Source organism: Komagataeibacter sp. FXV3, from assembly GCF_015155755.1.
Classification (GTDB): domain Bacteria; phylum Pseudomonadota; class Alphaproteobacteria; order Acetobacterales; family Acetobacteraceae; genus Komagataeibacter.
Map to the genome: position 1 here is coordinate 47,826 of NZ_VWPI01000133.1, position 10,118 is coordinate 57,943.

At 63.8% G+C, this 10,118-nt stretch carries 9 protein-coding genes; 7 read left to right on the top strand and 2 right to left on the bottom strand.

What is annotated here, in order from left to right; genetic code table 11:
- The first annotated feature begins 11 nt into the window (after positions 1–11).
- Complete coding sequence (locus F1542_RS12365; RefSeq protein WP_193733302.1) at positions 12–827, top strand: TerB family tellurite resistance protein; 816 nt, start codon at positions 12–14, stop codon at positions 825–827.
- A 120-nt stretch (positions 828–947) separates the two neighbouring features.
- On the opposite strand, the gene F1542_RS12370 is transcribed toward F1542_RS12365, so the two are convergent.
- The gene (locus F1542_RS12370) at positions 948–2,105 is read right to left on the bottom strand and encodes an Mrp/NBP35 family ATP-binding protein (protein WP_193733303.1); all 1,158 of its coding nucleotides are present in this window, start codon (positions 2,103–2,105) and stop codon (positions 948–950) included.
- A 239-nt stretch (positions 2,106–2,344) separates the two neighbouring features.
- Between F1542_RS12370 and F1542_RS12375 the strand changes: the two genes are divergently transcribed.
- The 4 genes from F1542_RS12375 to F1542_RS12390 all read left to right on the top strand — a co-directional run bounded on the left by F1542_RS12375 (position 2,345) and on the right by F1542_RS12390 (position 7,796).
- Positions 2,345–3,508, top strand: coding sequence for an OpgC family protein (locus F1542_RS12375; RefSeq protein ID WP_193733304.1), 1,164 nt, complete (start codon positions 2,345–2,347; stop codon positions 3,506–3,508).
- A gap of 120 nt (positions 3,509–3,628) precedes the next feature.
- Positions 3,629–5,170 carry a DegQ family serine endoprotease gene (locus F1542_RS12380; protein ID WP_408886256.1) on the top strand — a complete coding sequence of 514 codons (1,542 nt, stop codon included), beginning with the start codon at positions 3,629–3,631 and terminating at the stop codon, positions 5,168–5,170.
- A 5-nt stretch (positions 5,171–5,175) separates the two neighbouring features.
- Positions 5,176–6,303, top strand: a complete 1,128-nt coding sequence (locus F1542_RS12385) for an FUSC family protein (RefSeq protein ID WP_193733306.1) — start codon at positions 5,176–5,178, stop codon at positions 6,301–6,303.
- Positions 6,304–6,332: 29 nt separating this feature from the next.
- Positions 6,333–7,796 (top strand): mannitol dehydrogenase family protein, encoded by a 1,464-nt coding sequence (locus tag F1542_RS12390; RefSeq protein ID WP_193733307.1) that lies wholly within the window; start codon positions 6,333–6,335, stop codon positions 7,794–7,796.
- A gap of 136 nt (positions 7,797–7,932) precedes the next feature.
- On the opposite strand, the gene F1542_RS12395 is transcribed toward F1542_RS12390, so the two are convergent.
- Positions 7,933–8,475, bottom strand: coding sequence for a GNAT family N-acetyltransferase (locus F1542_RS12395; RefSeq protein ID WP_193733308.1), 543 nt, complete (start codon positions 8,473–8,475; stop codon positions 7,933–7,935).
- Positions 8,476–8,555: 80 nt separating this feature from the next.
- Here F1542_RS12395 and F1542_RS12400 point away from each other — a divergent pair, with 80 nt between their 5' ends.
- Both F1542_RS12400 and F1542_RS12405 read left to right on the top strand, forming a co-directional pair.
- Positions 8,556–8,900: a winged helix-turn-helix domain-containing protein gene (locus tag F1542_RS12400; protein WP_193733309.1), complete on the top strand. Its 345-nt coding sequence runs from the start codon at positions 8,556–8,558 to the stop codon at positions 8,898–8,900.
- Between the two features lie 129 nt (positions 8,901–9,029).
- Positions 9,030–10,118: glucan biosynthesis protein (locus F1542_RS12405; RefSeq protein WP_193733317.1), on the top strand; the 1,089-nt coding region annotated here is incomplete at its 3' end.

Here is a 10,118-nt window from a genome sequence, read left to right on the forward strand (position 1 = left end):
AGCGTCGGGGCATGGCAATCTGGGGCAAACTTTTTGGTGGCGTTGCGGGGTTCGCGGTTGGCGGCCCCATGGGCGCTGTCGTGGGCACGGCACTAGGTCACGCCGCGGATAACGGTTCCCTGCTGGAAACGCCGGTGGGAGGATGGACCGACCGCTGGGGACCCCGGCTGAACGCGGACCCGAATGGCGCGGCAACCTTCATGGCGGCCAAGATGGCGGCCGCGATGGGCAAGCGCGACCAGATGTACGGGCTGGTCATCATCATCCTGTCCGCCAAGATGGCGAAGTGCGACGGGCCGGTGAACCGCGCTGAAATCGATGCCTTCAAGCGCCGTTTCCAACTGCCGCCCGAGAATATGCGCGAAGTTGGCCGCCTGTTCGACAGCGCGCGCCAGCGCACGGATGACTATCGCGCCTTCGCTACCGAACTTGGCCGCGCCTTTGCCAACAAGACCGGCATGCTGGAAGACGCGCTGGCATCCCTGTTCGTGATCGCGCGCGCGGATGGGGAGGTCAATGCAAGCGAGGAAACCTTCCTGCGCGGGGTGCACAAGGCCTTCAACCTCAGCCCCGGTGCATGGGACCGGGCACGTGACGGTGGCGCGCGACCGGGCGTGAGCGAGGTGGATGCCTATGAAGTGCTGGGTATCTCACGCGATGCCAGCAATGACGAGGTGCGCGTTGTCTGGCGCAGGCTGGTGCGTGAACACCATCCCGATGTCATGACCGCGCGTGGGGCGACACCCGCGCAGCAGGCGAAGGGTGCGGCCCGCATTGCCCAGATCAATGCGGCATGGGACCGGATCAAGCGTGACCGCAGGCTGTAAAGAAACCTGTCTGTAAATCATTCTGGGAAATCAAAAGTTTTTGGTGAAGCTTTTTTCAAAAAGCTTCGAAAGACGCCGCCTTTTTGAAAAAAGGCGGCACCCAAAAACTTTTATTGCTTTTTACTGCCCCGCCTGGCGCGCGGCCTTTTTTTTCTGTTCCAGCAGGCGACGCAGCGCGCCACCAACCGTATGGGCCAGCGTGCGATAGGCCTGTCCCGCCGGGCTGTCGGGGGCGGCGACCACAATCGGTGCGCCATTATCGGCACTGGCGCGGATATCGGCCAGCAACGGGATTTCACCCAGGAACGGCACACCCATCTTTTCCGCTTCCGCCTTTGCCCCGCCATGGCCGAACAGTTCGGTGCGGTGGTTGCAGTTAGGGCAGCAGAAATAGGACATGTTTTCCACGACACCCAGCACCGGCACGTTCATCTTCTCGAACATGGCAACACCGCGCCGCGCGTCCAACAGGGCGATATCCTGTGGGGTGGAGACGATGACGGCACCGGCCAACGCGGTTTTCTGCGCCAGTGTCAGCTGCGCATCCCCCGTGCCCGGCGGCATGTCCACCACCAGAACGTCCAGCGCGCCCCATTCCACATCACCCAGCAACTGCCCGATGGCCCCCATGACCATCGGCCCGCGCCAGATCATGGCCTTGCTTTCATCCACCAGCATGCCGATCGACATGGCGCTGATGCCCCATTTGTGTGGCGGGATCAGGCGGCCATCGCGCACTTCGGGCTGGTCGCCAACACCCATCATGCGCGGCAGGGAGGGACCATGCACGTCCGCGTCCAGCAGCCCGACCTTCAGCCCCTCCAGCCCCAGGCCCACCGCAAGGTTGACGGCGGTAGTGGATTTGCCAACGCCGCCCTTGCCCGAGGCCACGGCAATGACCACGCCCACGCCCGGCGGCAGCGGGCCGGTCGTGGCCTTTGGCGTCTTGCCTCCAAGGTTGAGGGGACGATGCCCCCCGCCAGCGGTGGCAGGCGCCGCCTGTGGCACCGGGGCCGCCGGTGTGGTGCGATGCGAGGTCAGGATGACACTGGCCGCCGTGCAGCCGGGAACCGCGCCAACAAGGGCACGTTCCAGTTCGGGCAGTAGCGGTTGCAGCGATCCCGCCCGCGTGCGGTCGGTCGCGATGGCGACATGCAGGACGCCATCACGCACCATGAAGGCATCCAGGCTGCCCATATCCGCAACACTGATGGCGTGATCCGCGGTGCGCACGCGTTGCAGCACGGTTTCGATGGTTGCCCTGTCGGGACTGGTCATGGTTGTGCGCTCCCTGCTGTCTGCCTATCTGGCCCGTGCGGGTATAGAAGGGGCGGCCCATGGTGGTCGAGTCATGAAACGGTGGGCACCCGCCCGCATGCCGGTCGTGTGTCATGCCCGGCATGCGGGGCATCCCTGCCATGGGGGGAATGGCAGGCTGTGCGGTTTGCTGCTTTACGCTCGCTGCGCCACAATGGTTGCAGCCATTTTGTGCATCGTTCAGGCGGACAGGGGACACGATGGGCATTTCCATATCGCAGGGGACAGTACCCCACCGGCGCGATCACCGGATTGATGCGCTGCGCGGGGTAGCGCTGCTCATGATGTGCATCGACCATATCCCGCAGGATGTGCTGAACCGTTTCACCATGCGCAATGTCGGTTTTGCCGATGCGGCGGAGGTGTTCGTGCTGCTGGCGGGCTATGCCTCGTGGCTGGCCTATGGCCGTGCGTTTGGCAGGAAGCAGCCGGTCACGTCGGTGCTGGCGCGGATCGGGCGTCGGTGCTGGCAGCTTTATGTATTTCAGATGGCGATGGTGGTGGTGTGCATTTCCACCATCCGCATATGGCGGCATTTCTGGCCGGTGCCGGTCGATTTTCTTGAACCCGAACTGGCCCACGGGCTGGATTCCGCATGGCGGGTGCTGTCATTGCAGGCCTTGCCGGGTAACCTGAACATCCTGCCGCTTTATATCGTGCTGCTGTTGGGATTCGCGCCGTTATACGCGTTGCTGCGCGGGGTGGGGACGCCCGTGGTGCTGGGGCTGAGCGGGGCGGTCTGGCTGCTGGTCAATTATGACCCGCGCCTGAACTTTCCCAACTGGCTTGACCCGGATGGATGGTATTTCGACCCGCTGGCGTGGCAGTTCCTGTTCGTGCTGGGGGTGTGCGGCGCGCGGGTGGCCGGACGGCATGATGGCAGCCTGCCGCGTTCGCGCGTGCTGGCGGCGGTGTGCGGGCTGTATCTGGTCTTTTCCTTCGTGCAGTCCTTTCCATGGACGGACTGGGGCTTTGCCGACCTGCGGCCCGTCGGCATGGCGGTGCCGGACAAGATGATCCTTGCCCCGTGGCGGCTGCTGGATGTGCTGGCGCTGTTCTACCTGGTGCAGTCCTCGCCGCTGGCCACCGTGCTGGCGGGGACGCGCGGTGGCCAGCTTATGGCGCTGTTCGGGCGGCATTCGCTGGAAATCTTTACGGCGGGCACGCTGGTGGACCTGTACGGGCGGCTGGTGCTGACCAGTTTCGGCACGGGCTGGGTGATGCAGGTGGTGGTGAATGGAGTGGGGTTCGTGGTGCTGCTGTGGGTGGCGCGCAACCGCGAACGCGCCCGTGTGGCGGCCCGCAGGCCCACGCCATCGGCACCGGGTGGCCTGCCGGCGAATGCACCGTTATGCCGGAACTGAGGCCGCGGTTTCCGCGTGCGTGAAGGGCGTGATATAGGGTACTGCGTCAGACCCCGTTCAGCAGGATATATGAGCCCCATGTCCTTTCGTGCCGCTGCCTTTTCCCGATCCTGCCTTGCCATGGGGCTGGTTACGGCCCTTGGGGGGCATGCCGCGTGCGCGGCTGATCCCGCCCCGGCCGCGGCAGCACCTGCCGCCACGGCCCCTGCGGCCACGACACCGCCCCTGCGCCTGCCGGGCGAGGGGCGGAACATGCCCGACAGCTTTGCCGACCTTGCGGCCAGACTGCTGCCCGCCGTCGTCAATGTATCCACCACCGAGATGGTCCGTCCCGGTGAGGACGATGATGATGGCGACGACGGCGACAGCGCGCCACAGGTGCCCAATTTCCCCGAAGGGTCGCCGTTCGAGAAATTCTTCCACGATTTCATGAACCGGCAGGACAGCCCCAATGCTCCGCCGCGCAAGATGCAGGCGCTGGGTTCGGGTTTCATCATCGACCCATCGGGCGTGATCGTGACCAACAACCACGTCGTGCGCCATGCCGACCAGATCACCATTACGCTGCAGGACAATACCGTGCTCAAGGCGCGACTGCTGGGCCATGACGACCGCACCGACCTTGCGGTGCTGAAGGTGGACAGTCCCAAGCCGCTGCCCGCCGTGCCCTTTGGTGACAGCGACCATGCGCGCGTGGGGGACTGGGTGCTGGCGATCGGTAACCCGTTCGGCCTGTCGGGCACGGTGACGGCGGGCATCGTCTCCTCACGCGGGCGCAATATCGAACAGGGTCCGTATGATGATTTCATCCAGACCGATGCGCCCATCAACAAGGGCAATTCCGGCGGCCCGCTGTTTAACCTGCATGGGGAAGTGATCGGCATCAACACCGCCATCTTCTCACCTTCGGGCGGGTCGATCGGGATCGGCTTTTCCATTCCTTCCGCCGAGGCGCAGGGCATCATCGAACAGCTTCGCCGCCATGGCCGTGTCACGCGCGGGTGGATTGGCGTGCGCATTCAGGACGTGACGCAGGAAATCGCCGATGGGCTGGGCCTGAAAAGCCCCCATGGCGCGCTGATCGCGGGGGTGGAGCCAAAGGGACCGGCGGCGGTGGCCCACCTGCAGACCGGCGACGTGATCCAGAGCCTGAACGGCAAGGAAATCGATGGCCGCGCCCTGCCGCGCCTTGTGGCCGAACTTGCGGGCGGCAGCGTGGCCCATCTGGGGATCTGGCGTAAGGGCCAGCAGATGAATGTCGCCATCACCATCGGCGCCCTGCCCGAGGAAAAGGCCGACAAGGCCGATGGCGCCAACCCGCCCGCGAAAAAACCGGCACAGGGCAGCATGGCCATTACCGGCATGGGCTTCACGGTGGGTGACCTGGATGATATCGCGCGCCAGAAATACAATATGGCGGAAGGGCAGAAGGGCGTGCTGGTTACTGGCGTGACCGATGACAGCCCGGCAGCCGAACGCGGCCTGCGCCCCGGTGACGTGGTGACCGAAGTGCAGCAGTCGGCCGTGAACACGCCTGCCGACCTGCGGCGCCAGCTTGACACCGCGCGGACCCAGCATCGCAAGACCGTGCTGTTCCTCGTGCAGAATTCCGATGGCCTGCGCTGGGTGCCCTTTCCCCTGCCGGATGGCGCCGGGCACTGAACCGTATGCGTGAACGCCTGAAGAACCTGCTGCTTTCCATCATGCGGCGGGGAACGTGGCGGCAGGTCGTGCGGATGAACGTCTCGCTCATCCTGTCGGGTATTGTCGCCACCATCATCCATCTGGATGAACCGGTCTGGGCGCTGATCACGTCGGTCATCGTCATTACCCAGACGCGCCTGACCCAGACACTGTCCACCGGGCGTGAACAGATCGTCGGCACCCTGATCGGGGCGGCGGCGGGCATGTCGGCCATCGCGCTGGAACAGTGGTGCGCGCTGTCGGTCGGCATGGTGTTCTGGGTCATGCTCATGCCGCTGGCGGTGCTGGTGGCGCTGCGGCCCAAGATGCGGGTGGCTATTGTCACGCTCATGGTCGTGCTGCTGTTTCCCGCCACGGGGGAACCGTTCTCAAGGCCGCTGCAGCGTATCGCCTCGATCATGACGGGGGTTGTCGTGTCGTTCGCGGTCTCGTTTTTCGTGCTGCGCAATGAGGCGCGGCGTGAAGTGCTGGGCAATGCCGCAAGCCTGCTGCGCCGCCTGTCCGACCTGCTGTCTGCGGCGCTGCACCAGCATCCCGACCATGATGCGCTGGGCACGGTGGATGTGATGTGCCGTTCCCTGCTGCAGGACATCAATGACGGCGTGCAGGAGGCGGAGGTCGAACATCCCGGATCACTGGCGCGGCATGATCCGCTGGTGATGCGCCTGCCCGGACTGCTGCGCCGGATCCGTTCGGACGCCATCTTCATTTCACGAGCGGCGGTGGAAGGGGAAACCGCCCGGACGGGTGATATCCTGCAGCAGGAGCGTGACATGCTGGCGCGCATACTGGGCCAGATGGCCGATCGCTGTAATGCGCTGGCGGCATCCCGTCGCGGGCGCACGCTGCCCGATGACGGAATGCGCGATATCCTGGACGAACTGGAACGGCAGGGGGAACACTGGACCCCTGTCATGCGTTTCGCTATCGGGCTGCTGCATGCGGACATGCGGCTGGCCGTGCGTAACATCTGGTCAAACGGGCAGACGGATGACGGGCCATTTCCGCTTTCGGGTCATCCATTCCTGGCCGAGGCTTCGTTCGAGCCTGCTTCCACCGATAAGGTCGTGATGCGACAGAACGGGGTCTGAGACCACAACCAAGGAGTGCAAAAGGCACCATGCTGAACGAAAAAACCCTGAATCACCTTCCTGCCAGCGTCCAGCCGCTGCGTTACAGGCGGGAGGAAGTAGGGCGAGGGATCGTTCATTTTGGTGTCGGCAACTTCTTTCGCGCGCATGAGGCATGGTACGTCAACAGATGCCTCGCCCTGCCGGGGCAGGCACAGTGGGGCATCGTGGGCGTGGGGCTGGGCGGTGGCGCGCGTGGCGAGGCCAAGGCCCATGCCTTCACACATCAGGACTGCCTGTATTCCCTGACGGAAGTCGCGGCGGACGGGGGGCGCGCGGTCTCCATCATCGGGGCGCTGCGTGAATACCTGCTGGCTCCCGCCGATCCCGAAGCCGTGCTGACCCGCCTTGCGGATCCGCATACGCGCATCGTCAGCATGACGATCACGGAAGGGGGCTATAACATCAACGAGGAAACCGGACAGTTCCGCCTCGACACCCCCGCCGTGCAGGCGGACCTGAAGGATCCGGGCCGCCCCACGACCGTGTTTGGCTATGTGGTCGAAGGCCTGCGCCGCAGGCGGGCGGCGGGTGCCGGGCCGTTTACCGTCCTGTCCTGCGACAACCTGCGCAGTAACGGCCATGTCGCGCATGAGGCGTTCGTGGGCTATGCCCGTGCGCTGGATGCGGATCTGGCGGAATGGATCGACGCTAACGTGACGTTTCCCTGTTCCATGGTGGACCGCATCACGCCGGGGGTGGATACCGCAACCCGCAATGCCCTGAACGCGGCCAGCGGGCTGGATGACGATCTGCCGGTACTGGCCGAGGATTTCAGCCAGTGGGTGCTGGAGGACCGTTTCTGCAACGGCCGCCCCGCGCTGGAACGGGTGGGGGTCGAATTCGTGGATGATGTGGCGGGGTATGAACAGGTAAAGGTGCGCATGCTCAACGCGTCGCATGTGCTGCTGGGTTCCGCGGGCCTGCTGCTGGGGCACCGCTATGCGCATGAAACGGTGGAGGACGCCGATCTGGTCCGCCTGGCCAACGCTTACTGGACAAAGGACGCGATGCCGCAGATCGATGCCCCGGCGGGCGTGGATCTGGATGCTTACCGCAGGCGTCTGCTCAGCCGGTTTTCCAACCATGCCGTGGCCGATACGCTGCTGCGGATCTGTAGCGATGGCGCATCCAAGGTACGCGTGTTCTGGACCGATACCGTGCGCCGGTCACTGGATAGCGGGCATGATCTGGACCGGATTGCCTTCGGGATTGCCGCCTATCTGGAAATGCTGCGTGGGCAGGATGAAAAGGGCCAGGCCTATGCCCCGATCGAACCCACGCTGGATGCCGACCAGATGGCGCTGGTCAATGACAGTGATCTTGCGGCAGCCCTGCGTCTGCCGGCATTTGATGGCTGGCGGGACATGGATACCACCGCGCTGGATGCGGCGGTTGTCGCCGCGCGCAGGGCCATTCGGGATCATGGCGTGCGGGCCAGCCTGCCTGCATAAGGACCTGTTTCAGAATAAACCGGCAATAATAAATAATGGAAGTTTCCGGGTGCCGCCTTTTTTCAAAAAGGCGGCGTTCCCTGAAGCTTTTTGCAAAAAAGCGTCGCCAGAAATTTCTTTGATTTCCAGACGGCCTTCATGCCTGCCTCGTTGTGGAAATGGCGCGGCGCATGGGGCAGGCATCGGTCCCGTAGGATGCGGTAATATCTGCCGGGATGTTGGTCATGGGCTCAAATCCCATATGCGCCCAGACCGGGCGTGCCCCTTCCGCTGCCATTAGCGTCATCCAGCGCAGGTCGTGCTGGCGGGCATGTTGCATCAGGATGCGCAGGGCCGCATGCATCGCACCCCGTCCGCGCAGGGTGGGGATGATTGCAATGTCATGCAGGTACCAGCAATCCGCCTGCGCGGGCAGTTGGTGCAGATAGGTGTCCAGCGCGGGCGGGCGGGCCATGCGCCATGGATGGCTTAAGACATAACCGCCCGGGTTTCCCTGCATATCGGGCAGGATCAGGCAGCCCGCCGGGCATAGCCTTCGGCGTTCATCCAGCACATCCATCCGTTCGGGGCAGCCGGGATGCATGGCGGTGGCCAGCGCCATGACGGCGGGCAGATCCTGCACCCCCATGGGCCGCCATGTGCCCGACGGTGGCCCGGATGGGGAAATGGGCTGGGTCATTGCGGCAAAATTCCGTTTCAGGTGAAGCCGTTTCCGGTAGAAGGGGCGATGATATAGCTGTGGTCAGGAGTTTTGAAACCATGACAGAAATGCGCCTGACATTACGGGTGGACGCGAATGGCTCGCCCCTGCTGGGGCATGGCAAGATCAAGCTTCTGGAACAGATTGGCCAGACCGGTTCCATTTCCGCTGCGGCGCGGGCCATGGGCATGTCCTATCGCCGCGCGTGGCTGCTGGTCGAGGCCATGAACACGACCTTCGTGCGACCGCTGGTTTCCGCCCGGCCTGGTGGGGGCGGGGGCGCTGGCCTGTCACCGGAAGGCGAGGCCGTGCTGCGGCTGTACCGTGAAATCGAACACGCGGCGCGGGACGCCGTGCGGGGACAGATGGAAACCCTGGCGGCCATGTGCGCGCCTTCGCCGTGAAAAAGCCATAGGCAGTCACGATCACGGACGTTCAGGCATTATTTTTTTGCCAATTGGTAAAAATGATGTGCCACTACGGTGAAACAAGAAAAATGACTGGAGTTAAACTCAGTGTTACGACGTGATTTCATGAAAGCGGGAACAGCCCTGTCCGCCATTACCGTGGCGGGGATTGGCGTGGCGCGTCCTGCCCGCGCGACGCAGAGTGGCAATTTCGATTCCACCACCGTGCGCACGCTGGCGCACCAGCTGTCGCAGCAGGCGTATCAGGCCCCGTCACAGTCCCTGCCTTCCGCGCTGCGTAACCTGAATTTCGACCAGTACAATTCCATGGCGTTCCGTTCGGAACAGGCCCTGTGGCATGGCGAGAACCTGGGCTTCGATGTTGAATTCTTTCCCCGTGGCTATCTGTACGCCCCGCGCATTGACATGCATGAAGTCATTGACGGGCAGGCCCGGCCCATTGCCTTCAACCCCGACATGTTCACCTATAACGATCCGGCCCTGCGGGTGAATGATGATATCGGCTTTGCCGGCCTGCGGCTGCGTGCGCCGATCAATACGCCCGGCGTGATGGAGGAATTCTGCGTCTTCCTTGGCGCGTCCTATTTCCGTGCGGTGGCCAAGGGGCAGAATTACGGCCTGTCCGCGCGCGGCTTCGCCAACGGGACCGGCGACCCGAAGGGGGAGGAATTCGCCCTGTTCCGCGCCTTCTGGCTGGAAAAGCCCAAGGCTGGCGTGGACAGCGTTGTCATCCATGCGCTGCTGGACAGTCCGTCTTTGGTGGGCGCGTTCCGTTTTACCATCCGCCCTGGTGAGACGACGATCTTTGATGTCCAGTCCTATCTCTATCCCCGCAAGGCCATTGCGGAATCCGGCATCGCGCCGCTGACGGGCATGTTCTATTTTGATGCGAATGACCGCACGCGCGTTGATGACTGGCGGCCCGCCGCGCATGACAGCGAGGGCCTGTCCATGTGGACGGGTAGTGGCCAGCAGTTGTGGCGGCCGTTGCGCAACCCGCGCGACCTGCAGTTTTCCGCCTTCAGTGATGTGCGCCCGCATGGCTTTGGCCTGATGCAGCGCAAGCGCGCCTTTACCGATTTCGAGGACGTGTCGCTGAATTATGAAAAGCGTCCCTCGTTGTGGATCGAACCGATCGGGGACTGGGGGGGCGGGGCCGTGGACCTTGTGGAAATCCCGACCCCGAACGAAGTG

Bases quoted from the DNA above. Each gene is read 5' to 3' on its own strand.
- F1542_RS12365 (WP_193733302.1), top strand. From the start codon at position 12: ATGGCAATCTGGGGCAAACTTTTTGGTGGCGTTGCGGGGTTCGCGGTT.
- F1542_RS12390 (WP_193733307.1), top strand. From the start codon at position 6,333: ATGCTGAACGAAAAAACCCTGAATCACCTTCCTGCCAGCGTCCAGCCG.
- F1542_RS12380 (WP_408886256.1), top strand. From the start codon at position 3,629: ATGGGGCTGGTTACGGCCCTTGGGGGGCATGCCGCGTGCGCGGCTGAT.
- F1542_RS12395 (WP_193733308.1), bottom strand. From the start codon at position 8,475: ATGACCCAGCCCATTTCCCCATCCGGGCCACCGTCGGGCACATGGCGG.
- F1542_RS12400 (WP_193733309.1), top strand. From the start codon at position 8,556: ATGACAGAAATGCGCCTGACATTACGGGTGGACGCGAATGGCTCGCCC.
- F1542_RS12375 (WP_193733304.1), top strand. From the start codon at position 2,345: ATGGGCATTTCCATATCGCAGGGGACAGTACCCCACCGGCGCGATCAC.
- F1542_RS12370 (WP_193733303.1), bottom strand. From the start codon at position 2,105: ATGACCAGTCCCGACAGGGCAACCATCGAAACCGTGCTGCAACGCGTG.
- F1542_RS12385 (WP_193733306.1), top strand. From the start codon at position 5,176: ATGCGTGAACGCCTGAAGAACCTGCTGCTTTCCATCATGCGGCGGGGA.